Annotated in this window: 27 protein-coding genes and 3 tRNA genes; 18 read left to right on the forward strand and 12 right to left on the reverse strand. The window is 66.1% G+C overall.

Features of this window, described 5'->3' with window-relative positions; all coding sequences use genetic code 11:
* From RTX79_RS16610 to RTX79_RS16625, 4 genes are all read left to right on the forward strand, one after another.
* A partial coding sequence (locus RTX79_RS16610; protein WP_312684856.1) for a hypothetical protein occupies positions 1-194 on the forward strand: 194 nt, incomplete at its 5' end.
* Between the two features lie 14 nt (positions 195-208).
* Positions 209-284: transfer RNA gene (locus tag RTX79_RS16615), tRNA-Gly, on the forward strand.
* Positions 285-350: 66 nt separating this feature from the next.
* Positions 351-424 (forward strand) — tRNA-Cys (locus tag RTX79_RS16620).
* 107 nt (positions 425-531) lie between these two features.
* Complete coding sequence (locus RTX79_RS16625) at positions 532-858, forward strand: tyrosine-type recombinase/integrase (RefSeq protein WP_312684858.1); 327 nt, start codon at positions 532-534, stop codon at positions 856-858.
* A gap of 992 nt (positions 859-1,850) precedes the next feature.
* On the opposite strand, the gene RTX79_RS18320 is transcribed toward RTX79_RS16625, so the two are convergent.
* Complete coding sequence (locus RTX79_RS18320) at positions 1,851-2,276, reverse strand: helix-turn-helix domain-containing protein (protein WP_428696028.1); 426 nt, start codon at positions 2,274-2,276, stop codon at positions 1,851-1,853.
* 214 nt (positions 2,277-2,490) lie between these two features.
* Here RTX79_RS18320 and RTX79_RS16630 point away from each other — a divergent pair, with 214 nt between their 5' ends.
* Positions 2,491-2,805: a hypothetical protein gene (locus RTX79_RS16630; RefSeq protein WP_312684860.1), complete on the forward strand. Its 315-nt coding sequence runs from the start codon at positions 2,491-2,493 to the stop codon at positions 2,803-2,805.
* A 162-nt stretch (positions 2,806-2,967) separates the two neighbouring features.
* Here RTX79_RS16630 and RTX79_RS18325 read toward each other — a convergent pair whose 3' ends face one another.
* The 3 genes from RTX79_RS18325 to RTX79_RS16640 all read right to left on the reverse strand — a co-directional run bounded on the left by RTX79_RS18325 (position 2,968) and on the right by RTX79_RS16640 (position 4,307).
* A complete protein-coding gene (locus RTX79_RS18325) occupies positions 2,968-3,180 on the reverse strand; it encodes a PH domain-containing protein (protein ID WP_428696029.1) in 213 nt (70 codons plus the stop codon).
* Positions 3,181-3,323: 143 nt separating this feature from the next.
* Positions 3,324-3,968: a glycoside hydrolase family 19 protein gene (locus tag RTX79_RS16635; protein ID WP_312684862.1), complete on the reverse strand. Its 645-nt coding sequence runs from the start codon at positions 3,966-3,968 to the stop codon at positions 3,324-3,326.
* A 165-nt stretch (positions 3,969-4,133) separates the two neighbouring features.
* Positions 4,134-4,307, reverse strand: a complete 174-nt coding sequence (locus RTX79_RS16640; protein WP_312684864.1) for a hypothetical protein — start codon at positions 4,305-4,307, stop codon at positions 4,134-4,136.
* 242 nt (positions 4,308-4,549) lie between these two features.
* Between RTX79_RS16640 and RTX79_RS16645 the strand changes: the two genes are divergently transcribed.
* Positions 4,550-4,786, forward strand: coding sequence for a hypothetical protein (locus RTX79_RS16645; RefSeq protein ID WP_312684866.1), 237 nt, complete (start codon positions 4,550-4,552; stop codon positions 4,784-4,786).
* A 1-nt stretch (position 4,787) separates the two neighbouring features.
* Here the strand turns inward: RTX79_RS16645 and RTX79_RS16650 are convergent, their stop codons facing one another.
* Entirely contained in the window at positions 4,788-5,837 is a 1,050-nt protein-coding gene (locus RTX79_RS16650; protein WP_312684868.1) for a 4Fe-4S dicluster domain-containing protein, read from the reverse strand.
* Positions 5,834-6,139 carry a hypothetical protein gene (locus tag RTX79_RS16655; RefSeq protein WP_312684915.1) on the reverse strand — a complete coding sequence of 102 codons (306 nt, stop codon included), beginning with the start codon at positions 6,137-6,139 and terminating at the stop codon, positions 5,834-5,836. Before RTX79_RS16655 ends, RTX79_RS16650 begins: the two co-directional genes overlap by 4 nt.
* Before the next feature lie 165 nt (positions 6,140-6,304).
* Between RTX79_RS16655 and RTX79_RS16660 the strand changes: the two genes are divergently transcribed.
* Positions 6,305-6,730 carry a group III truncated hemoglobin gene (locus RTX79_RS16660; protein ID WP_312684870.1) on the forward strand — a complete coding sequence of 142 codons (426 nt, stop codon included), beginning with the start codon at positions 6,305-6,307 and terminating at the stop codon, positions 6,728-6,730.
* A 60-nt stretch (positions 6,731-6,790) separates the two neighbouring features.
* A complete protein-coding gene (gene hemN, locus RTX79_RS16665; RefSeq protein WP_312684871.1) occupies positions 6,791-8,200 on the forward strand; it encodes an oxygen-independent coproporphyrinogen III oxidase in 1,410 nt (469 codons plus the stop codon).
* A gap of 28 nt (positions 8,201-8,228) precedes the next feature.
* On the opposite strand, the gene RTX79_RS16670 is transcribed toward hemN, so the two are convergent.
* Positions 8,229-8,315: transfer RNA gene (locus tag RTX79_RS16670), tRNA-Leu, on the reverse strand.
* Positions 8,316-8,465: 150 nt separating this feature from the next.
* Here RTX79_RS16670 and RTX79_RS16675 point away from each other — a divergent pair.
* The 4 genes from RTX79_RS16675 (at position 8,466) to RTX79_RS16690 (ending at position 12,490) form a co-directional block, all read left to right on the forward strand.
* Positions 8,466-8,912 (forward strand): BLUF domain-containing protein, encoded by a 447-nt coding sequence (locus RTX79_RS16675; protein WP_312684873.1) that lies wholly within the window; start codon positions 8,466-8,468, stop codon positions 8,910-8,912.
* A 71-nt stretch (positions 8,913-8,983) separates the two neighbouring features.
* The gene (locus RTX79_RS16680; RefSeq protein ID WP_312684875.1) at positions 8,984-10,312 is read left to right on the forward strand and encodes a nucleotide sugar dehydrogenase; all 1,329 of its coding nucleotides are present in this window, start codon (positions 8,984-8,986) and stop codon (positions 10,310-10,312) included.
* Between the two features lie 64 nt (positions 10,313-10,376).
* Complete coding sequence (locus RTX79_RS16685) at positions 10,377-11,999, forward strand: FMN-binding glutamate synthase family protein (protein WP_309686762.1); 1,623 nt, start codon at positions 10,377-10,379, stop codon at positions 11,997-11,999.
* Positions 11,996-12,490, forward strand: a complete 495-nt coding sequence (locus RTX79_RS16690; protein WP_312684879.1) for a GNAT family N-acetyltransferase — start codon at positions 11,996-11,998, stop codon at positions 12,488-12,490. The genes RTX79_RS16685 and RTX79_RS16690 overlap by 4 nt, the downstream gene beginning before the upstream one ends.
* Here RTX79_RS16690 and RTX79_RS16695 read toward each other — a convergent pair.
* From RTX79_RS16695 to RTX79_RS16705, 3 genes are all read right to left on the reverse strand, one after another.
* A complete protein-coding gene (locus tag RTX79_RS16695; protein WP_312684881.1) occupies positions 12,476-13,726 on the reverse strand; it encodes a TIGR03862 family flavoprotein in 1,251 nt (416 codons plus the stop codon). The two genes, RTX79_RS16690 and RTX79_RS16695, sit on opposite strands and share 15 nt — an antisense overlap.
* A complete protein-coding gene (locus RTX79_RS16700; protein ID WP_057508326.1) occupies positions 13,710-14,141 on the reverse strand; it encodes an FKBP-type peptidyl-prolyl cis-trans isomerase in 432 nt (143 codons plus the stop codon). The genes RTX79_RS16695 and RTX79_RS16700 overlap by 17 nt, the downstream gene beginning before the upstream one ends.
* Positions 14,142-14,304: 163 nt before the next feature.
* Positions 14,305-15,555, reverse strand: coding sequence for a YcaO-like family protein (locus RTX79_RS16705; protein ID WP_312684884.1), 1,251 nt, complete (start codon positions 15,553-15,555; stop codon positions 14,305-14,307).
* Between the two features lie 309 nt (positions 15,556-15,864).
* Here RTX79_RS16705 and RTX79_RS16710 point away from each other — a divergent pair, with 309 nt between their 5' ends.
* The 4 genes from RTX79_RS16710 to RTX79_RS16725 all read left to right on the forward strand — a co-directional run bounded on the left by RTX79_RS16710 (position 15,865) and on the right by RTX79_RS16725 (position 18,722).
* Positions 15,865-16,230, forward strand: coding sequence for a DUF6164 family protein (locus tag RTX79_RS16710; protein WP_312684886.1), 366 nt, complete (start codon positions 15,865-15,867; stop codon positions 16,228-16,230).
* A gap of 28 nt (positions 16,231-16,258) precedes the next feature.
* Positions 16,259-17,026: a sulfurtransferase gene (locus RTX79_RS16715; RefSeq protein WP_312684888.1), complete on the forward strand. Its 768-nt coding sequence runs from the start codon at positions 16,259-16,261 to the stop codon at positions 17,024-17,026.
* A gap of 107 nt (positions 17,027-17,133) precedes the next feature.
* Entirely contained in the window at positions 17,134-18,129 is a 996-nt protein-coding gene (locus tag RTX79_RS16720; RefSeq protein ID WP_042613017.1) for an LLM class flavin-dependent oxidoreductase, read from the forward strand.
* 95 nt (positions 18,130-18,224) lie between these two features.
* Positions 18,225-18,722, forward strand: a complete 498-nt coding sequence (locus tag RTX79_RS16725; RefSeq protein ID WP_057508304.1) for a pyridoxamine 5'-phosphate oxidase family protein — start codon at positions 18,225-18,227, stop codon at positions 18,720-18,722.
* Between the two features lie 83 nt (positions 18,723-18,805).
* Here the strand turns inward: RTX79_RS16725 and RTX79_RS16730 are convergent, their stop codons facing one another.
* Positions 18,806-19,480 carry an exopolysaccharide biosynthesis protein gene (locus RTX79_RS16730; RefSeq protein WP_057508305.1) on the reverse strand — a complete coding sequence of 225 codons (675 nt, stop codon included), beginning with the start codon at positions 19,478-19,480 and terminating at the stop codon, positions 18,806-18,808.
* Positions 19,464-20,774: a hemolysin family protein gene (locus RTX79_RS16735; RefSeq protein WP_057508306.1), complete on the reverse strand. Its 1,311-nt coding sequence runs from the start codon at positions 20,772-20,774 to the stop codon at positions 19,464-19,466. Before RTX79_RS16735 ends, RTX79_RS16730 begins: the two co-directional genes overlap by 17 nt.
* 283 nt (positions 20,775-21,057) lie before the next feature.
* Between RTX79_RS16735 and RTX79_RS16740 the strand changes: the two genes are divergently transcribed.
* Together RTX79_RS16740 and RTX79_RS16745 are read left to right on the forward strand one after the other, a co-directional pair.
* Positions 21,058-21,684 carry a DUF47 domain-containing protein gene (locus RTX79_RS16740; protein WP_057508307.1) on the forward strand — a complete coding sequence of 209 codons (627 nt, stop codon included), beginning with the start codon at positions 21,058-21,060 and terminating at the stop codon, positions 21,682-21,684.
* Between the two features lie 12 nt (positions 21,685-21,696).
* Positions 21,697-22,818, forward strand: a complete 1,122-nt coding sequence (locus RTX79_RS16745; protein WP_057508308.1) for an inorganic phosphate transporter — start codon at positions 21,697-21,699, stop codon at positions 22,816-22,818.
* The last annotated feature ends 294 nt before the right edge of the window (positions 22,819-23,112 follow it).

The raw sequence follows: 23,112 nt of genomic DNA on the forward strand, positions 1-23,112 counted from the left end.
AGCGCAACCTTGCCAAGGTTGAGGTCGCGAGTTCGAGTCTCGTTTCCCGCTCCAGTTTTACCGGGCCCCGGAAGGGGCTTTGTTTTTCTCCCGCACCGGCCGTGCGGGGCGATGCCGGCAGACGCTGGCGGCGCAGCGGAAAAGCGGTGTTTCAAAGCGTGAAAACGCTGGTGTGGTTCCGGGTCTTCCGGTAGCATGTCGGCCTCACGCGGGAATAGCTCAGTTGGTAGAGCGCAACCTTGCCAAGGTTGAGGTCGCGAGTTCGAGTCTCGTTTCCCGCTCCAAATCCCGACAGGCCCCGACAGGGGTTTCGTCTTACCAGGACATCGCATTCCTGGTAGCTGTACACCGGCCTGGTGGCAGAGTGGTTATGCAGCGGCCTGCAAAGCCGCGTACGCCGGTTCAATTCCGACCCAGGCCTCCAGTTGAAAAGCCCTGATTTATCAGGGCTTTTTTATGCCTGGCGTTTGGCGGGCACCTCCACAATTTCCTGATTTGGGCCGAAATCATCGGGTTGCCACGCGGTTTCGGGTGGCAGACTCGCGTCAGCGTGCGCCGAGTGCGTGTACGCGAGTTGAAGCGGAAGGCCGGCAGCGCCCGCTCGAGCTGCGCTACTCGGAGGCGCTGACCCTGCTGTTTGATATGGCACTGGAGTCGGCCATGCGCATCCGGGAGATGTACACGCTGGAGCGCGGCCAGATTGACCTGGAGCGGCCAACGATTTTCCTGAGCAAGACCAAGAACGGCAGCAAGCGCCAGGTGCCCATGTCGTCGGTGCTGGTGGCGAAGCTCACCGCCTACGGTGGCGGATCCGAACTGCACCTGTTTCGCTGGTGGGGTGGCAACCCCGATAAGTAGGCATTGGAGAAGATCACGTCACAGCTGTCGCGCCAGTTTGACCGCATATACCAGGCCCCAGCATCGGCGCGCCCCAGCTCACCATGACCGTGCCGCTGGCCGTAATGTCGGCTCATTGGAATTCAGAACAGCGCCCTCCGTTCAGGGAAGCACGTGCAAAGCCTCTGCTTGACATCTGCTGACAGACTTGGAATACAGGAGCGGTCCGTGCCGTGTAAGGACCGCGGTGAGGACTTAGTCTGTCTCTCATGGCCAAGGATGATTAGCGTGATGATTCGACTTTCAAGTATCGCTGTGGCAACCGCTCTCACGTTGGGCGGCTATTTCTTCGTAAGGGCGCCGAGCGTCGCCGCTCGAGATTTCTCGTCCACCACTGTCTCCACGACGCAGACGGTCTACACGCCGGGCTCCCCTCAGTCAGCTGCAATATACGCATGGATACGCGCCCAGTCTCCTGAGTACGCACCGATGCTGGACGGCGGTCAGATAACTGTAGTGACTGAGGCTCGCTCCGACGGCAATGCAGTAGCCCAATCGCCTGGCTCGAGCCCGCCGGTAGGTCTGCCATCTACTGGTCAGCCTGGCGAGGTGATCACAATCATGCAGAACAGACCTAACGGCGATAGTGAATCGTGGACCTACACCTACTCAAACTCGGGCGTCAAAGGTGGCGCATATCGTTGGGGGCTCAGCGCGTATGATTACAAGAAAGGAAACCTTCGCGTTCAATGACCCTCGCTGTCGTGTTACACGCTGGCGATGACGCGCGAAGTTTCCCGCGAATGCCCGCCTGGATTGGCGGGCACTTGCTTTTTCGAAAGTGGTTCGATTCCGCCACTTCTGTGCCATAGGTGGAGGTGGTTCGAATGGCTAGGTTTGACCAAGACCAATATTGGCCCTGTAGTGATATCGAGCTTGTTTTGCTACATCATCACGGGCGAACACAGTAGTGATTTCTGGGACGACGTGGAAAGTCATCGCGCCGATTCGCTTTAACTCAAGCGCACGTGATGAGCTGGCCGGCCACCCTTGAGAGACTCCTGACGAGTCTCCGCCCGGATGGCGTAGATGCTTGCGTAGATGGTTTTAGGACTCATGCCCTGGCAGGGGGCGTCAGGTGGATCGCAAGCAGCTTGGCGGCAATCTGTTGAGCAGACGATCGGTAAAACGCGAGATGATCGCGAACGAACTGGAAGAGCCCGGTTCCCTCTGTCAGGCGGTGGCCGCGCACACATCTCCGTAGGCACACGCGGTAATTCCTGCCGCCTCGGCGGCGATCCAGAACGTGCTTCTTGGCGACGGATCTCGCGGGAGACGGTCAGAGCCCTACGCCCAATGCGGCGCGCCATCGACCGTGCGCCTTTGCCAACCTGGAGCACAATCTGGACCACGGCGCGATCTTCAGCGCTGACATGCACGAACCCTGCCGGAGTGGAAGGTGCTGCGCTTGGTAGTTAAGTCAAGGCAGTGAAGGCCAGCGTGCTGCCATGGCATATCTGCATGACGGTCGTTGCACTTGGAAGTTGAACCAAAAGTGCAGGGCGGGCACTATCTGTTTATGGCATTGCAGATTCAAGCTGCATAAGGCGTTTCCCGATTTAATGCCGAAACTAGAAATTGGAGCGAACTAAGATGGCGGTACTGCTTGCGATCATTCAACTATTGCTTGTACCGGTACTCCTCATTCCAGCACTGGCTGTTCGCTTCGCAGGAGAATCGCGGCCGCTCAATATCGTCAACTACGCGCGGGTAAAAGACCCTTCCGCCCTTCATCGCTGGGCTGGGAATCGACTTGCTGTCCTTCCTCTGCTGTTCCTGATCTCTGGATTGGTTTCGCTACAGAAACCAAGTCTATCAGCGGCGCTTCTAATACTGATGGTGATTACAATGTTGGTTGTCGCCGTATCACTTGTCGTAGGCTCTGAGAAGTTTCAAAGTACGCCCTGACGTGAAGGCGGGTGCACCGCCGGCCGTCGTCCATTCCAGAACGACCTCACCAGTGGCTGCGCCAGACTATGGCCCTTGGGGAAGAACCATCAGCGTCTGGCTGAGGCCTCAAGTGAGGAGCGGTGCACCCGGCCTGTAGTGGTTGCATGTAGCACAACTGGGCTATTGAGCGGTTCCAGCCAATTCCTCAAGAAGCGCGTCGGGCTCGTCGGGCGATACCAAGATGGAGTAACCGGCGGTGGTCGGAATGACAAGAACCCTTCCACCATCAGCTACTGCGGCGAAAATCTTATCCCCGCCAGACTTAGCCCGGAACCAACCCAATGCCATCCCAGGCATGCCAATTCCATTGGTTCGCAGACCAGGTCTACCCAGAAAATTTTGAAGGAATCCTCAAGAGGGTTGCGGACCGCTCTGGCGCGCAGTGGGCAGTTTTTTTTCGAAGGCGGACACGAATGTACGGGGCTGAATTGAAGGATGCTGCTCGATGCAGGAATCCGGCCCTGGCGCGCTTTCTGTTATCTGGCCGACCCCACACCCAACACCAGCAGCGCCCGGCTGGTGCGCATCGTGCGGTCCGCCATGCCCTCCGGCGTGGCCTTGCTGGTGCTCGATCCCAGGTTGATCCGTCGGCTCACGCCCAGCAGGTCATCGCGGTCGGCCAGTGCATTGAGGCCGGCGTCCTGCCACCACGCGGCGGCGGCCAATGCGCCCACTTCCGATGATTCCAGCAGCTCGGGCTGCTCTTCCAGCGGCAGGTCGAGCAGTTCGCCGATGCGGCGATAGTTGTCGCGGCCGGTCAGGGCGATCGGTCCGCGGCCGCGATAGCGATAGCCATCGCCACTGGCTTCGTCACGGTTGCCATTGCGGTTGGCATACACCCGGTTGGCCAGCCGCTCCGGCTTGCGCACGTACTGCGGCTGTTCGGCGTCGGACAGGCGCCGACCGAACACTTCACCGATGCGTTTGCGGCTGTATGACAGGTTTTCCTGCAGGTGCTGCAGGCTCAGGCTTTCATGGCCGATCTGTGCGAGGAAATGCGCGATGCGCCGTGGCGTGTTGATCTCGAAGCGCTGCATCGCCTCGTTCAACGGCTCGGTCCACCTCTGCGCCAGCGCCAGCGGGCACATCAGGATCTGCGAGAGCAGGGCGGCGTTGATCATCAGTCACTCCACGGGGCGGGGCGCTTGGGCGCGCGAATGCGATGCAGCGAACATCTCGCGCCCTTCCGTCGCATTCCAGTGGAAACGTTAGTGGTGCCCGTGGCGCAGGACCTGTGCCAGCGCCGCGGCGGGATCGGCGACGCCCATGGCGCCAGCCTGCGCAGGCTAAAGGCTTGAAGAATCCACGTAACGCCGACCTTCCTGGGTCAGATCGATATCGCCATCTTCGCCATGCGCCGCAAGGCCGACTTGCACCGCCCAGGCTGCGTCTTCTTCCGCGATCGGGCGGGTGGCCTGGATCGCTTCCAGAATGCGTTGCTGCTTTTCGCTCAACTCCATGGGGGTTCCTTCGAGGTATCCAGCCTTGCAGCCTACGCATGCGTGGTGAGGGCAACGTCTGGAAGGCACTTGCCTCAAGCGGCCTCATAGCGCGATCTGATCTGAATGGTTCAGGGCGGTGCACAGAATGTGTCCGCTGTGTCATTGACGCGTAGACAAAAAAATGTCTAATTCATAGGCATCGCGTTGCCTCGCCGGATGCCCCCGCATCCCCGCTGCCACCGATTTCGTGGAGGTCGTACATGGATTACGGCAGACAGAACCTGGCCGACCAGGTTCGCGACGAGTTGCAGGACAGCTACCAGCGGCATGGATGCGGCCCGGAGTTCTGGAATACCTACCAGCGGGTGCTGGCGCGTCTGGTGCCGGAGGGGCGTGAGCGCACCCAGGTCACCAACGACATGGCCCTGCTGATCGAGCAGCTTGGCATTGTCCGGCACGCCCAGCTGGTGCCGCCGTCCGAGCCGCCATCGCCCTGACTCACCCCGCCAGCGCGGCACCCAGCAGCACCAGGACCAGTACCAGGATCAGCAGTCCCGACAGCGCCAGGGTGCGCGGTCGTATCCACTGCGCCCGGTCACCGGCCAGGGCCCGCGGGCTGATGTACTGGATGAGCCCATGGCCCAGCCCCGCCGCCTGCTGCGACTGATCACAGGCCACGGCGCAGGCGCCGCAGTCCAGGCAATCGGCCTGCGGGCCGTCGCGCACGTCCAGCGCCATCGGGCATGCCTGTACGCAGTGTCGGCAGTCGGTGCAGTCCCCCAGTCGATCATCGGCGAAACGCGGCATCGGTCCGGCCAGCTGCGGATGGGCCCAGCGGAATACGTAATCCTGTGCGGTGCTGGCATCGAGCAGGCCGCGTCCGCGCTGGGCGATGCTGCCGCCTCCCGGCCGCCGGGGCCCGCGCGGCTCGCCACGCGGCGCGTGGTACAGCATGCGCGGGGTGTGCCCATCGCACAGCAGCGGCTGCAGACGCGCGAAGGGACACAGCAGGCGGCACACGTGACGGCGCAGGAAGCCCGCGTTTCCCCAGGTCGCCACGGCGTAGAAAGCGACCCAGAACGATTCGAAGCCGCCCAGCCGCAGGGCAGCGGCGCGCGCCAGCAGCGATTGGAGGGGCGTGAACAGGCCGACGAAGCTCAATGCAGTCCACAGTGCGATGCCGATCCACAGCGCATGCCGCGCGACCGGCTCTGCACGGGAGTGCCCGAACAGACGCCGCGTGCCGCGCTCCACCCACGAAAACAGCGTGCTCCACACGGTCTGCGGACAGGCATGGCCACACCACAGGCGGCCGGCCAGATGAGTGAGCAGCGCCAGCATTGTGGCGAGCACCGCCATCACTCCCAGCAGCAGGCCGGCCTGGCTGGGCCACAGGGTCAGGCCGAACACATCGAAGCGGCGCTCCACCAGGTCCAGCAGCACCGCCTGGCGACCGTCCCAGCGCAGCCAAGGCAGGGCGTGGAAAGCGACCAGCAGCCCGACAGGTAGCCACGTCCGGGTTCGTGACAGCAGCGCAGGCCGGTTCATCCCAGCGGCACCTCGTCGTCGTCCCCGGGCTGCGCCGGCGCCGGCCGCAGCAGGTACCAGGTAGCGGCGCTGGACAGGCTGGTGATGCCCCAGGTCATGAAGAACCCCAGCGTGTAGCCCAGCCCACGACTGATGCCAAGGCCGGGAACGGCGATGTCACCCAGACGCAGCGGATCGACGAAGGCGAACAACACCGCACACGCCAGTCCGGCGGCGATGAAACCGGGCCACAGGATCACGCCAAGGGCATGCAGGCGCTGCCGGGGGCGTGGATCGGCGTCGGTGGTGCACTGTCGGGGCATGCGGCACAGTCCGGCAGGAAGGGCGGTGGACACCGGCAGGGGCACGCAACGGCCCACCGGCAGGGTGTCACTGTAGAAAGCGGGCTGGCCAGCGTCCTTGATCCTGATCAAGCGGGCGTTGTGCAGGCCAATGCGATCATGCGCCATCACATTCGCCCGGATTCCATGGATACCCTGCCGCCCCCGTTGCCCGAAGCCTCCCCCGACCTCTGCACCGAAGCGGAAGTGACCCGACTGGTCCACGACTTCTACGCGCGCGTGCGCGACGAGCCCCGGCTGGGTCCGGTGTTCACCGCCCATGTGCAGGACTGGCCGACCCACCTGTCCCAGCTGGTCGATTTCTGGTCGGCCCTGCTGCGCGGCACGCGGCGTTTCCAGGGCTCGCCGATGTCCAAGCACATGGCCATCGATGACATGGACCGTGACCTGTTCGATCGCTGGCTGGTGTTGTTCAGGGTGACGTCGGCGGAAAGTGCCAACCCGGACATGCAGCGGTTGGCCGACGACATCGCCGCGCGCATCGCCGATACCTTCTGGAAGCGCTACCGGATGCTGCGCCTGCCATCGATCGGCCTGCCCATCGTCGGCTGATATGCGCGCGGATTGATCTCGGTCAAGGCGCCCGCGCACGCCCGCGCGCACGCTGCAGGCATGGACACGTACTCACCTGTTGAAGGCGGCCTGGCCTGGTGTTTCGACGCGGCGACCCTGCGCCGCCACGACAAGGCCGGCCCGCGCTATACCTCCTACCCGACCGCGCCGCATTTCCATGAGGGATTCGGCGAGGCCGAGCTGACCGCGACGCTGGTCTGCAGCAACGCGCAGGCGCGTGCGCTGTCGCTGTACGTGCACGTGCCGTTCTGCAGCAGCCCGTGTTTCTACTGCGGCTGCAACCGGATCATCAGCCGCGACCGCAGCCGTGGCCATGCTTACGTGGCGCGGGTGCTGGCCGAGGCGGACCTGGTCGCCTCGCACATCGATCCGCAGCGCGAGGTGATCCAGCTGCACCTGGGCGGCGGCACGCCGAATTTCCTCACCGGCGAAGCGATGGCCGAGCTGGTCGAAGGACTGCGCCAGCGCTTCCGTTTCAGCGCGTCGCCTGAGCGCGATTTTTCCATCGAACTCGATCCGCGTTTCATCGACCGCGACGACGTGGCGCGGCTGGCCGGACTGGGGTTCAACCGGGCCAGCCTAGGCGTGCAGGATTTCGATCCGCAGGTGCAGGCGGCGATCAACCGCCTGCAGGGCGTGGAGCAGACGCTGGACATCCTGCAGGCCTGCCGCGATCACGGCATGCGTTCGGTCAACGTGGACCTGATCTACGGCCTGCCCGGACAGACCTTGGCCGGCTTCGGGCGCACCCTGCAGCAGGTGCTGGCGCTGCGCCCGGATCGTCTGGCGGTGTATGGCTACGCGCACCTGCCGCAGCTGTTCCGCGCGCAGCGGCAGATCGATGAATCGCGCCTGCCCGCGCCGGAGCAGAAGCTGGCACTGCTCGGGCTGGCGGTTGAGCGGCTGCTGCAGGCCGGTTACCAGTACATCGGCATGGATCATTTCGCGCTGCCGGAAGAGGACCTCTCGCGCGCCCAGCGCGCCGGACAGCTGCACCGCAATTTCATGGGCTATACCACCCATGCCGATACCGACCTGCTGGGGCTGGGGGTGAGCGCGATCAGCACCGTGGCCAGCAGCTACAGCCAGAATCCGCGCGAGCTGCCGGCGTGGGAGGCGGCGGTGGATGCGGGACATCTGCCGGTGTGGCGCGGCGTGCAGCTGGACCCGGACGACCTGCTGCGCGCGGAGATCATCCAGCGGTTGATGTGCCATGGCGAAGTCGATGTCGGCGCGTTGTGCAGCGCACGCGCGATCGCGTTCGAGGTGTACTTCGCCGATGCGCTGGCGCAGCTGCACCGCCTGCAGGCCGATGGCCTGGTCGAGGTGGATGCCGGGGTGGTGCGGGCCACGGCCAAGGGCCGCCCGCTGCTTCGCCTGCTGGCGATGTGCTTTGACCGCTACCTGTCGCAGCCGGGACAACCGGCGCGGTATTCGCGTGCGCTGTGAGGCATCGCGTGGTGCTGGCAAGCCGTTCTGGTGCCCGGAGCCGGGATCGAACCGGCAAGACCTTGCGGTCGGCGGATTTTAAGTCCGCTGCGTCTACCAGTTTCGCCATCCGGGCCGCGCGGCATAGGGTGCACCACGGGGCGCGAATTTGGAATGGCGGCGCGCGTGCGTGAAATCGTGACCCGCTGCGCGGTCTGCGCCGCGACGCTGTCAACCACGCGTTGTTCATGCCATATTCGGCTTCGTCAGGGGCCAGGGAGTGAGCATGCCGTTGCACGCGATTGCCTACGTCAGCCAGGCCCGTTCGGCGCTGGCGCCGCAGGAGCTGGATGCGCTGCTGGCCGATGCGACGGCGTTCAACCGGATGGCCGGCGTCACCGGGGTGCTGATGTTCGATGGCGAACGCTTCCTGCAGTACCTGGAAGGCCCGCGCGATGGACTCGATTCGGTGTACGGCCGGGTGCTCAACGCCAGCGTCCACCACGGCGTGCGGCAACTGGCCGCCGGGGCGGTGGGCACGCGCTGGTTCCCGCACTGGACCATGGCCAACCGGCGCATCGATCCGCTGACGATGACCCACATCATCAACGCACCCTGGACCGGCATCAGCGCCGGCCGACCCGCGGCCGGGCAGGGGCTGGCGCTGCTGCTGCGCAGTTGGACCGGCGGCGATGGCGAACTGGAGCCGGCGGCGGTCAGCCTCGGCTCCTGAGAGCGCAAGCGTGGTCAGCGCCGGGCATGGCGGTTACCCTTGTGCCTCTTTGAATCGGAGGCGGGTGCGCAATGGAGAGTTCAAACGCGCATCGCGCAGCAGGGTCGCAGCGTCAGGGCAGCCCGGTGTCGGCGGCCACGTCCCCGCGCCCTGCAATCATCGGCCTGGGGTATGTCGGCCTGCCGTTGGCGGTCGCCTTCGGGCGGTTGTTCCCCACCCTGGGCTTCGACATCGATGCCGCGCGCGTTGCCGAACTGCAGCAGGGCCATGACCACACCCTGGAACTGGAAGACGGCGAGCTGGCCGGTGCCCCGCTGCTGCGCTGCAGTGCCGATGCCGCCGAACTGGCTGCGTGCAATATCTACATCATCACCGTGCCCACGCCGATCGACGCGCACGAACAGCCAGACCTGGGGCCGCTGCGTTCGGCCAGTGAACGGGTGGCCAGCGTACTGAAGGCCGGCGACCTGGTGGTGTACGAATCCACCGTGTATCCCGGCACCACCGAGGAAGTCTGCATTCCGCTGCTGGAGGCCGGCTCCGGACTGCGTTTCAACCAGGATTTCTACTGCGGCTACAGCCCGGAGCGGGTCAGCCCCGGTGACCGCAACCGCCGCTTGGCTGATATCCGCAAGATCACCTCAGGCTCCACCCCGGAGGTGGCCGCGGTAGTGGACGCGCTGTATCGCCGGATCATCACCGCCGGCACGTTCCCGGCGCCGTCGATGCGCGTGGCCGAGGCCGCCAAGGTGGTGGAAAACATCCAGCGCGACGTCAACATCGCGCTGGTCAACGAACTGGCGCTGATCTTCGACAAGCTCGGCATCGATACCCAGGACGTGCTCGACGCGGCCGGCAGCAAGTGGAATTTCCTGCCGTTCCGGCCGGGACTGGTGGGTGGCCATTGCATCGGCGTGGACCCGTATTACCTGCTGCACAAATCGGAAAGCGTGGGCTACCACCCCGACCTCATCCATACCGCGCGCCAGGTCAACAACCGGGTCGGGGCGCACGTGGCCGAGCGCGTTCTGTCGCTGCTGGCCGATCGCGGACGCAGCGCGGAACAGGTCCGCATCCTGGTGCTCGGCGTGACCTTCAAGGAAGACTGTCCGGACCTGCGCAACAGCCGTGCGCTGGAACTGGCCGAACAGCTCCAGGCCAGTGGCGCGCGGGTGGACGTGCATGATCCGTGGGTGGGGCCGGCGGCATTGGCCGACGCGGCGGTGCACTGGGTGGCGCGTCCGGAACCCGGCGCCTACGATGCGGTGGTGCTGGCGGTGGCGCATGCCGCGTTCCTGGACATGGATGCGGCGCAGATCGCGGCCCTGCAGGCACCGGGCGGCATCGTCTACGACGTCAAGTCGGCCTGGCCACGTGCTTCGGTGGACGGCCGCCTGTAAGCGGCTGCCGCAGCGTTGACGGCGGCGCGGGTAGACTGGTTGCAGCCATCCCGAAAGGAACGCCATGCACCGCTACCTGGCCTACGTGCTCGCCATCATCCTGTTTCCGGTCTGCCTGTGGCTGGCCACGTACTGGGTCGCCTGGTACTGGGGGGTTGGGCTGACGGCCGCACTGGTGGTGCTGGGCACCTGGGACCTGCTGCAGGCGCGCAGCACGCTGCGCCGCAACTATCCGGTGCTGGCGCATTTCCGTTATGGACTGGAATCGATCGGTCCGGAAATCCGCCAGTACTTCGTGCAGAGCGACCTGGAAGATGTGCCGTTCTCGCGCCAGCAGCGCGCGCTGATCTACCAGCGCGCCAAGAATGAAATGGACGTGGTGCCGTTCGGTACGCTGCGCAGCACGTACGCGGTGGACTACGAGTGGATCAACCATTCGCTCGCGCCAACCAGCATCGGCCACAGCGATTTCCGCGTGCTGATCGGCCCGAACTGCGCCAAGCCCTATTCGGCCAGCGTGTTCAACATCTCGGCGATGAGCTTCGGCTCGCTGTCGGCCAATGCGATCCGCGCGCTAAACGAGGGCGCGCGGCGCGGTGGCTTCCACCATGACACCGGCGAAGGCTCGATTTCGCGGTACCACCGCGAGATGGGGGGCGACCTGGTGTGGGAAATCGGCTCGGGCTACTTCGGCTGCCGCCATGATGATGGCAGCTTCAGCGAAGAGCGCTTCGTGGCCAACGCGACCACCGATCAGGTCAAGATGATCGAGATCAAGCTGTCCCAGGGCGCCAAGCCCGGCCACGGCGGCGTGCTGCCGGCGGCCAAGGTGAGCGCGGAGATCTCCGAGACCCGCGGCGTGCCGATGGGCGTGGACTGCGTGTCGCCTTCGCGGCACTCGGCGTTCTCCACGCCGATCGAACTGCTGCAGTTCGTCGCCCGCCTGCGCGAGCTGTCCGGCGGCAAGCCGGTCGGTTTCAAGCTGGCGATCGGCCATCCCTGGGAATGGTTCGGCATCGCCAAGGCGATGAGCGAGACCGGCCTGCTGCCCGATTTCATCGTTGTCGACGGCGCCGAAGGCGGGACCGGCGCGGCCCCTGCCGAGTTCGTCGACCATGTCGGCGTGCCGATGCACGAAGCGCTGCTGCTGGTGCACAACACGCTGGTCGGCCTGGACCTGCGCGACCGCATCCGGCTGGGCGCGGCCGGCAAGATCACCAGTGCCTTCGACATCGCGCGGATCATCGCGCTGGGGGCGGACTGGTGCAATGCCGGGCGCGGTTTCATGTTCGCGCTGGGCTGCATCCAGTCGCTCAGCTGCCACAGCGACAAGTGCCCGACCGGCATCGCCACCCAGGACCCGGCGCGCTGGCGCAGCCTGGACCCGACCGACAAGGCCGAACGGGTGCACAACTACCACCGGCACACCCTGCATGCGTTGAAGGAACTGCTGTGCGCGGCCGGACTGAATGATCCGGCCGAGCTGGGCCCGGAACACATCCTGCGCCGGGTATCGCCGGTGGAGATCCGTTCGCTGGCCTCGCTGTACCGCTACCTCGCCCCGGGCGAGCTGCTGCGCCAGGTGCCGGACCACGCGGTCTTCCACGATTTCTGGGCCGATGCGCGCAGTGATTCGTTCCAGCCGCCGGCACGCATCCAGGCGTTGCGCGCGAGCAAATCGCGATGAGCCTGGACGCGTTGCCGCACTTCCGTGGCGGACGTCCCGAGGATGCGCCAGCGCTGTGGGAGCTGCGCACGCGCTGCGTGCGCGAACTGTGCCGCAGCCACTATCCGCCGGAGGTGATCACGCGCTGGGCCGCATCGCCACCGCCGCCGCGTTACCCGGGGCTGATCGCGGAAGGGGGCTGCGTGGTGGCCGACGACGCGCACGGAAGGTTGCTCGGCTACGGCATCCTGGTGCTGCAGGACAATGAAGTGGATGCGTTGTTCGTGGCCCCGGAGCAGGCCGGAAAAGGCCTGGGCCAGGCGGTGCTGGAGCGTCTGCTGGCACTGGCCGATCCGCGGCGGGACGTGCTGCTGTCGGCCTCGCTCAACGCGGTCGCGTTCTACCAGCGTGCCGGTTTCCTGGACGAAGGGGAACAGGCGTACCCGCACCCCAGTGGCATCACGCTCGCCGCCAGGCGCATGCGCCGGCCGGCGGCGTCAGCGCTGCGCTAGCCAGTTGATCACACCCTCGGCCGCCCGCTTGGCGCTGGCATAGCAGGCGGTCAGCAGGTAGCCGCCGGTGGGCGCTTCCCAGTCCAGCATCTCGCCGGCGCAGAATACGCCCGGCAGGACCGTCAACATCAGTCCGGAATCCAGCGCCGGCAGCGTGACTCCGCCCGCGGTGCTGATCGCCTCGGCCATCGGTCGCGGGCGCTGCAGGTGCACGGGCAGGCGCTTGAGCGTGGCGGCCACCGCGGCGATGTCCTGCCCGGCGTCCTTGCCCAGCACCTCGAACAGCAGCGATGCCTTCACCGCATCGACGCCGGTCTGCCGACGCAGGTGCTCGCCGAAGCTGCGGCCGTTGCGCGGTCGCGCCAGGTCGGCGGCCAGGCGGTCCTGCTCGCGTCCCGGCACCAGGTCCAGCCACAGCGTTGCGCTGCCGTCGCGGTCGATCGTCTCGCGCAGGTCGGCCGACAGCGCATAGACCAGGCTGCCTTCGATGCCGTACTCGCTCACCACGCATTCGCCCTGCAGGTGCCGCGGCGTGCCCTGCAGGTCGGTCCAATGGGCCACCACGGACTTCAGCGGCGTGCCGGCGTTGCGCTGGACGAACCACGCGGTCCATGGCACATCGAAGCCACAGTTGGCTGCCTGCAGCGGCGCCAGGGCGACCCCGCGCGACTGCAGCAGCGGCATCCACGCCCCATCCGAGCCCAGCTGCGGCCAGCTGCCACCGCCGAGCGCGAGCAGCGTGGCATCGGCGTGCACGCTGCGCTGGCCGTCTTCGGTGGCGAAACACAGCGCGCCGTCGGCGTCCCAGCCCTGCCAGCGATGCTGCACGTGGAAACGCACGCCTTGTTCCTTCAGCCGGCGCACCCAGCCACGCAGCAGCGGGGCGGCCTTGCGGTCCACCGGAAACACGCGCCCGGAGCTCCCCACGTAGGTCTCCACGCCAAGGCCGGCCGCCCAGCGACGCAGCGCGTCGGCATCGAACGCGTCCAGCCATCCGGCGACCGCAGCGGTCTGTTCGCGATAGCGGCTGTCGAACAGCGGACGGGGATCGGAATGGGTCAGGTTCAAGCCACCCTTGCCGGCGATCAGGAACTTCCGCCCGGGCGAGCCCTTGGCCTCGTACAGATCCACCGACAGCCCGGCCGCACACAACTGTTCGGCGGCGAACAGGCCTGCCGGTCCGCCGCCGATCACCGCGACACGGGCTGTGATGGCAGGATCAGCGGGGCTGGACATCAAGCAGCTCGACATCGAACACCAGCGACGAGCCGGCCGGGATCGGCCCTACGCTGCGCTGTCCGTAGCCCATGTCCGGGGTGATCATCAGCGTGCGCTTGCCGCCTACCTTCATGCCCGCTACGCCTTCATCCCAACCGCGGATGACCTGGCCACCGCCGAGATCGAACGAGAACGGTTCGCCACGGGTCACCGAGCTGTCGAAGGTCTTGCCATGCTTGTCCGCAGCGCGTTCGTCGTAGATCCAGCCGGTGTAGTGCACCGTGACCTTGCTGCCCGGCGTGGCGACCGCGCCGGTACCGGGCTGGGTATCGATGGTTTCAAAGGCGGCGATGGTGCCACCCGGCGGCGGGCCGGCCGGCGCGCACGCCGCGAGGGCCAGGGACAGCAGCAGGGGAGCGAGCAGGCGGCGCATGGGCGGCATCCAAATCGAAGGGATGCAAGGGTAGCGCATCGCGCGGGAACGCAGGCTAGGCGCCGGTAGTGACGGCCGCTGGCCGTCAACGTGATCGCCAGCACTTGACGGCCAGCGGCGGTCACTACCGTAATCTGTCGGGTTTGACGGCCAGCGGCCGTCACTACCGCTCGCCGGAGGCGCCCGGTGCACCGCCGCGCCGACCCGGCACCACGACGTGGCCAAGGGTAACGAGGTAGAAACGCTCAAAGCGCGGCACGACCGCGTTGACCAGCGTGATGCCGTTGTCGAAGGTCTGGATCACGTTGTAGCCGGCAACCAGCCCATCTGCCTGCAGGGCTTGGCTGATTTGCTGGATCTGCGACGCCACCGGCCCTGCCGGTCGGTCTTCCAACCGGACGGCAACGATCGGTTGGCTCGCCAGCCGGTCTTCGATGTCCATGCGCGCGCTGGGCTGCAGCCGCGGCCATTGCTGCAGCAGCTGCACGGGATGGACCGACGCTGCCCGACCGGCGCGTGCCGGGGCGGCGTCGCTGGCAAGCGCCAGATGCGACTGCAGCAGCTCGTGCAGGGCCCTGCGCGCGGCGTGGGCTGGATTGAGTGAAGCGCCAGCGCCATACGGGCGTGCGTGGTCGTAGCAGAGGTGGGCGACCGCAAGGCAGCTGGTGATGCCTGGCGTGCTGGAAATGTCGAGCAGGCAGATATCGGCATCCACGCACTGGCTGACCTGGCGGTACAGATCGGCGACATCAGCCGGAAGGCCGGCAGGACTGACCACGCGCAGCGCTTCGTTGCCGGCGTGGAAGAAGTGGGAGAGCAGGAACAGGGAAATGGCGTCGCGTTCGGCGCACTCGTTCAGTGCGTGCAGCAGCGCCTCTTCCAGGCTGCCGCCGATCGCGGTGCCGCTGTTGCTGGCATAGCGGCGCAGGGGAGCGTAATCAAACGTGTCCGCAGGCAGCGGTGCGTCGGGGTAGGTGGGCGCGGAGAGTGCAACCGGGTAGTGAAAGTCCGTCGCGCCCCCCAGGCCGGTGTAGCGCCGGGTGGCGATGGTTTCTTCGATCTGGTCGAACAGCAGCGCACCAGGCAGGTAGCGGGTGAGGTCCGGATCCAGCAGCGCGATCAGCTCCTCCACGGCACGAACCTGCGCACCATGGCCGGCGTGGCGATTCATCAGCAGGTGCTCCATCGCCTCGTACAGCGAACCGACCGTCGCCGCCTCGCGCGCGCCCTTGCCCCATCCGCCGGTGAGCAGCGTGCCATCGGCGTCATGCAGCTCGGTCAAGGCCGCGCAGGGGTCCCGCCCGATGACGCTGGTGGCGTAGCGGATGCCCAGGGCATCGTAGGCTGCCTGGATGCGCCGTGTGGCGTCGGGCAGGCTGAAGTGTCGTTCCTCGGGAACGTCGGGGGTGGTCATGGTCTGCACGCCTGCGCTGGGAGGGGTACCACGGCTGCGACGGTTGCAGCCCGCCCGCAGGAGGGCTGCAGCCTGTCGATCAACCGGCGTCAGCCCAGCAGCGCGATTTCCTGTGCGTTGAGCTGCAGGTCGGCGACCTGGACTGCGCCGGAGATCAGAAACGGAATGTTCCAAATGCCCATGATGTTTCCTTCGATAGGATCGCCGCCGAATGCGGCAGGGCAAGGTTCTCAAAAGGCAGCCCCACAACGTTATCGGACAGTGCCAACAGACGGTGTAGGGATGGCCTGTGGCCGTATGATGGGCACCATGTCGAAACTCCTGCTCAACCTGCGCCACGTCGGCGATGACGAATACCACGATGTCTGCACGTTGCTGGACCAGCACCGGATCGCGTGGTACCGCACCGAACCGAGCCCGTGGGGCATCTCCAACGGGGGCCTGTGGCTGCGCGAGGATGCCGACCATCCACGCGCCCGCGAGCTGATGGGCGCCTACCAGGCCGAGCGCAGCGTCCGCATGCGCGCCCAGCGCGAGCAGGCCCTGCGCGACGGCAGCGCGGAAACCTTCGGCAGCCTGCTGCGGCGTCGGCCGGGGTTCGTGGTTCTGGTGCTGCTGGGCATGCTGGCGGCGGCCGCGCTGGTGCTGCTTCCGTTCATGCTGCTGCGCGGCTGAGCGGGCGGCCAGCGGGTAAAATGGGCGGATGATCGCCAATACCGCCGCCTACCACTTCGTCACCATCGACCATCCCCTGCAGCTGGCCGACCAGCTTCTCGCACGGGCCGAGGCCGCCCACCTGCGCGGCAGCATCCTGGTGGCCGGGGAGGGGTTGAACCTGTTCCTCGCCGGTGCACAGGCCGATATCGACGGGTTCTACGCGGCGCTGCACGCCGACGCGCGGTTTGCAGGCATGCGGGTGAAGACAAGTTATAGCGAGCACCAGCCGTTCGCCCGCCTGAAGGTGAAGGTCAAGGATGAAATCATCAGCTTCCGCCGGGATGATGGCCAGCCGCTGGAGTATCCGCGCGCCCCCGCGGTCGATCCGGCCACCGTGCAGCGCTGGCTGCGCCAGGGCCACGACGATGCCGGGAAGCCGGTGGTGATGCTCGATACGCGCAACCTGCAGGAGGTCGAATTCGGTACTTTCCAGGATGCGCTGGTGCTGCCGATCGAAAAGTTCACCGACCTTCCGGCAGCGCTGGCACCGCACCGCGAGGCGTTGAAAGACAGCACCGTGGTGAGCTTCTGCACCGGCGGCATCCGCTGTGAAAAGGCCGCGCTGTGGATGCGCAACGACGGCATGGACAACGTGCTGCAGCTGGACGGCGGCATCCTGGGCTATTTCGAGGAAGTGGGCGGCGAAGGCTACGAAGGCCGCTGTTTCGTGTTCGACGAGCGGGTGGCACTGGATGCGCAGCTGCACCCGCTGGTGGACCAGCCGCTGCCGGAGCCCAAGCCCAGCGCGTTCTGACCCTGCCGGGTTGCCGGGCCACGGGAATCAGCGTCCCGCCATCGACACTGGCAAGCGTGTCCACACGGCCCCATACCGTGTGCATCTCCTCATGGAATGCCCGCCTGATGATTCCCCTGTCGATCCTCGACCTGGCCCCGGTCTGCGAGGGCAGTGACACCACCGCCGCCTTCGCCAACATGCTCGAACTGGCCCAGCAGGCCGATGCGCTGGGCTACCGCCGTTTCTGGCTGGCCGAACACCACAACATGCCGGGCATCGCCAGCGCCGCCACCGCGGTGCTGATCGGTCATGTCGCCGGTGGCACCCAGCGCATTCGCGTCGGGGCGGGCGGCATCATGCTGCCCAACCATGCCCCGCTGCAGGCCGCCGAACAGTTCGGCACGCTGGCCTCGTTGTACCCGGACCGCATCGACCTGGGGCTGGGCCGCGCGCCCGGTACCGACCAGCCCACCGCCCGCGCGCTGCGGCGCTATTTCGACAGCGCCGACCAGTTCCCGCAGGATGTCCGCGAGCTGCTGCATTACTTCGAGCCCGCGCAGCCGGGGCAGGCCGTGCAGGCGGTGCCGGGGGCTGGCCTGCGGGTGCCGGTGTGGATCCTGGGCTCCAGTCTGTTCGGCGCGCGCCTGGCCGCCTCGTTGGGCCTGCCGTACGCGTTCGCTTCGCATTTCGCCCCGGATTCGATGGATGAGGCGCTGGCGGTCTACCGCCGTGATTTCCGCGAATCGGCCACGCTCAAGCGTCCGCACGCGATGCTGGCCCTGAACGTGGTGGCCAGCGAAAGCGAAGCCGAATCGCGACGGTTGTTCACCAGCCAGCAGCAGAGCTTCGTCAACCTGCGCCGGGGCAACCCGGGCCGGATTCCGCCACCGGTGGATGACATCGACACCTTCTGGCAGCCGCATGAAAAGGTGGGCGTGGAGCGCGCGCTGGCGTGCACCGTGCTGGGCGACGCGCAGCAGGTGGGCGAGGGCATCGCCGCCTTCGTGGACCGCCACCAGCCCGACGAACTGCTGCTGACCGCGAACATCTACGACCATCGCGCGCGCCTGCGCTCGTTCGAACTCGCCATGCAGGCCTGGCACGCCCGCCACGCTGCCTGAATGCCGCGCGCACGCCACCACGCGCACTGAACATCCACCTCACGCGGCGTTGCACGGCGCTCGCGTGAGATGGAGCTCTACCAAGGAGCAACCCCATGAATGCAGATCGCCAGCAGCACATCACCCAGCTTGCCGCCCTGATCAAGGACGTCGAGGTGGCGATGTTCACCACCACCGGCGTCGATGGCCGCCTGTACAGCCGCCCGCTGGGCACCCAGGAAGTGGAGTTCGATGGCGACCTGTGGTTCGCCACTTCGGCGGACAGCCCGAAAGTGGCCGAGATCGCGCTGAATCCGCGGGTCAACGTGGCCTATGCGTCGCCGTCGAAGAACAGTTACGTGTCCGTGGCAGGTACCGCGCGGATCGTCGCCGACCGGGCGAAGATCGATGAGCTGTGGTCGCCGGCGATGAAGCTGTTCTTCCCGGAGGGCAAGGACGATCCGAACCTGCGCCTGATCCACGTCGAAGCCGAATCGGCCGAGTACTGGGATGGCCCGGGCACGCTGCTCGGCAAGGCGCTGAGCTTCGTGCTGTCGGCGGTGCAGGATGAGCCGGCGCGTCTGGGCGACAATGGCTTCGTCGACCTGCGTTGACGGAACGTAGCGTCAGGTGCGTCCGGCGCAACGCTCGTAGAGTCCCCCGAAGTGTCGAGTCCGCTCGACACCTCGGCTGATGATCAGAACCAGCGCTGGAACAGCTCGGCCACGTAGCCGACCAGCTGCCCGGAACTGAAACCGAAGAACACCACCGCCACCACCGCGGCAATCCAGTTCACCAGCATCAGCGTGCCGTCGCGTTCCAGCAGTGCCAGCGAAAACAGCAGCAGCTGGAAGCCGAACAGGTAGTTGGTGAACGGAATCGGCAGCGACAGCAGGATCCCCAGCAGCACCAGCAACAAGCCGCTGAAGGCATGCGCGGCAACCGGCTGCAGCAGCTGCGGGCGGCGCGGCTTGAGCAGGCGGTCGAGCCGGCGCAGCGCGCCATCGATACGGTCCAGGAACCTGTGCATCGTGCCGCGCCGGGGCCCACGCCGCGCAATGAAGCCGGGCACCCATGGCTTGCGCAGGCCGCACATCATCTGCGCGCCGATCAGGATCACCAGCGGGCCACTGAGTGCACCGCCCACCCCCGGGATCGGGATGAAGGAGGGCAGGATGGCAATGAACAGGAACACGCCGAACGCGCTCTGCTGCAGGTTCTGCAGGATCTGCCCGAGCTTCATGTGCTGGGCGGGATCGCCGAACTGGAACATCGCCAGCAGGGTGCGGATGCCTTCGTTGCGGTAGACCGGGCCGCTGTCTTCGGCGACGCCGTCGCCAGGTTGCTGGTCCGGATCAGGCGGTGAGTTCATCGGCCTGCTCGTCGGAAAGGGTGCGCAGCAGCAGTTTGTCCACGCGCGCGCCGTCCAGGTCGATCACCTCGATGCGCCAGCCGGCCCAGTCGAAGTATTCGCCCACGTGCGGGATGCGGCCGAAGAAGTGGATGCACATGCCGGCCAGCGTGTAGTAATCGCCGTCCTCGGCATCGGGCAGGTCGTTGGTGCCGAGCAGCTCGCGCAGGTCTTCGATCGGCAGCGAACCATCCACCAGCAGCGAGCCGTCCTCGCGGATCACCACCAGCGCGTCTTCGTCCGCGTTTTCAGTGGCCTGCAGGCGGCCAACCACCGCGCCCATCAGGTCGCTGATGGTGACCAGGCCCTGGATTTCGCCGTACTCGTCCACTACCAGCGCGACCGACTGCTGTTCCTCGCGGAAGATCTCCAGCAGCTTCATCGCATGGGTGCTTTCGGATACGTACAGCACCTCGCGCAGGTTCTGGAACAGCGCATGGTCACCGCGCGCCATGCGCGTGGCCAGGGTCTTCACCTCGAGGATGCCGACCACGTCGGAGTCATTGTCCCGGTACACCGGATACCGCGAGAACTCGTTCTCGCTCATGATCTCCAGGTTCTTCTCCAGCGCGCCCTGGGTATCCAGCCACGCAATCCGGTTGCGCGGGGTCATCAGGCTGTCGGCGGTGCGGTCGCCCAGGCGCATCACGCGGTTCATCATGTCGCGCTCGTGCGCGTCGATCACGCCGGCCTCGTGGCTTTCGGCCACCAGCATGCGGATCTCTTCTTCAGTCACGCTGGCCGCTTCATCCTTGCCCAGCCCGATGACCCGGAGCACCAGGCGGGTGCTGTGGGACAGCAGCCAGACCGCCGGGAAGGCGATCCGCGACAGCCAGCCCATCGGCCAGGCAACCAGGCCGGCGATATCTTCCGAGCGGGTGATGGCAAGACGCTTGGGCACCAGCTCGCCGAAGATCAGCGTCAGGAAGGTGATCAAGGCCACGGCCAGCGCCTTGCCCACCTGGTTGGCGTAGGCGAAGCCGGGGAACAGCTCGTGCAGCCAGGCGGCGATGGCCAGGCCGATCGCCTCGCCACCGAACACACCGGTCAGGATGCCGATCAGGGTGATGCCGATCTGCACAGTGGACAGGAAGCTTTCCGGCTTTTCGGACAGTTCCAGCGCACGCTCGGCGCGCTTGCTGGTGGCGGCCATCTGCTTGAGCCGGCTCTTGCGCGAGGTCATGACCGACATTTCGGACATGGCGAAGAAGCCGTTGAGCAGGATCAGGGCCAGGACAATAATCAGTTCAAACACGGGCATCGTCCCCGGTTGGTGGCAGGGAAGAAGGGTGTCTGCGATGGCGGCAGGCGCTGGGGACCGGGGTCGGGCGCGGCGGCGGGGGGTAAGGGTCGTCGTCCATAGGTGTGCGCCCGGAGACGCGCTGGCATCTTAGCAAACAGAGGGCGGCGGGCGGCAAGTGCCCGTTCAGGTTGGGGGCGGATTCCGTCAGAAACGTCCGGGAGTACCCGGAACGGTCATCTAGCCGTCATAATTCCATCTGGTGCCGTCCTTCCCGTGACGGCGAACAGGTTTCTCAATGTTCTCTCTGCAGACCATTTTCGGCTCCGGCAAACAGTTCTACACCCTGCTTGATGAGGCCGCCGTCGCGGCCAGCGACAGCGCACGCGCCCTGCACGCGATGATGCGCGAGTCCGACCGCCAGCCCGCGCTGGATGCCTTCAAGCTTGCCCGGCTGCGTGAACGCGCCGCGTCGGACAAGATCAGCCAGGCGCTGGTGGACAGCTTCATGACCCCGATCGAACGCGAGGACATCGAAGCGCTCGGCTCGGCGCTGTACAAGATCCCCAAGCAGGTCGAAAAGTTCGCTGACCGCTATTCGCTGGCCGTGACCCACCTGGAGCACATCGACTTCGCCCCGCGCGCGGCGATGCTGGAACAGGCCGCCGGCGTGGTGGTGGAGATGGTGGCCGACCTGCGCCACATGAACCTGGACCGGATGACCGCGCTCAACGAAAAGCTGCGTGCGCTGGAAAACGAGGCGGACCGGCTGATGCTGGAGTTGTACCGCGACATCTACTCCGGTCGCCTGGACCACCTGCAGATGTTCCTGCTGAAGGAGTTCTTCGAGATCCTGGAGAAGGCCATCGACCGCTGCCGCGAGGCGGGCGTGGTGGCGTACCAGATCGTGTTGAAGAACAGCTGACGGGCCGCACGGATGCTGACCCTTGTCCTGGTGGTGATTTTCGCCGCGCTCGTCTTCGAGTTCATCAACGGCTTCCACGATACCGCCAACTCCATCGCCACCGTGGTCGCCACCAAGGTGCTGTCGCCGGGTTGGGCGGTCATGCTGGCGGCCTTCATGAACCTTATCGGCGCATTGACCGGCACCGCCGTCGCGCTGACCATCGCCTCCGGCCTGCTCAACACCAACGTGGTCGACGTGACCCCGCAGGTGATCCTGTGCGCGCTGCTGGGCGGCATCATCTGGAACCTGATCACGTGGTGGAAAGGGCTGCCGTCCTCGTCCTCGCACGCGCTGATCGGTGGCCTGTGCGGCGCCGGCCTGGCCGCGGCGCACAACAACTGGGATGCGTTGATCTGGTCCGAGCGCCTGGGCAACTGGGCGCAGAACAAGGGCCTGCTGTGGAAGGTGTTCGTGCCGATGATCACCTCGCCGGTGGCCGGTTTCCTGCTCGGCATCGCAGTGATGCTGCTGCTGTGGGCGCTGATCGCCGGCCTGGCCAAGGTGGGCGGTGTGATCGGTCGGCTGGCACGCCCGCGCTTCGTCAACATGTTCTTCGGCAAGGCGCAGATCGTGTCGGCGGCCTACATGGGCTTCGCGCACGGACATAACGATGCGCAGAAGACCATGGGCATCATCGCCATGACGCTGATCGGCGCCGAGGCCACCGGTGCGCTGGACAACCTGCCTGCGTTCCTGGCCTTCATGCATCCGGATGCGAGCGCCGGGGACGGCATCGCCATGTGGATCGTGCTGACCTGCGCGGTGGTGATGGCAGCGGGTACGGCGTCCGGCGGCTGGAAGATCATCAAGACGCTGGGCCACAAGATGGTCAAGCTGCATCCGATCCATGGCTTTGCCGCAGAAACCAGCTCGGCCACGGTGCTGACCGTGGCGGCGCACTTCGGCATGCCGGTGTCGACCACGCACAGCATCTCCACCGCGATCATGGGCGTTGGCTTTGCCAAGAACCCGCGTTCGCTGCGCCTGGGGGTGATCGAGCGCATCGTGTGGGCCTGGATCCTGACCATCCCGGCCGCCGGTGGCTGCGCCTACCTGATCCTCAAGCTGTTCGAGATGGTCGGCTGGGCCTGACCGCCCGACGCCCCGCGTCGGTTGCGCCACAAAAAACGCCGGCCCTTGGGGCCGGCGTTTTTTTGTCAAGCTTCCAGCGACGCCAAGTCGCCCTTGGTCTCCAACCGCGCCGAGTGAACAGCACCGCCGCAACGGGGTTGGGGCCGTCGCCACGGCCCCGGGAAACGACGGGTCAGGCTTCCAGCGACGCCAGGTCGCCCTTGGTCTCCAGCCGCGCCGAGTGAACACCACCGCCGCAGCGGGGTTGGGGCCGTCGCCACGGCCCCGGGAAACGACGGGTCAGGCTTCCAGCGA

The sequence above is a fragment of the Stenotrophomonas chelatiphaga genome (assembly GCF_032054965.1).
Lineage (GTDB): Bacteria > Pseudomonadota > Gammaproteobacteria > Xanthomonadales > Xanthomonadaceae > Stenotrophomonas > Stenotrophomonas chelatiphaga.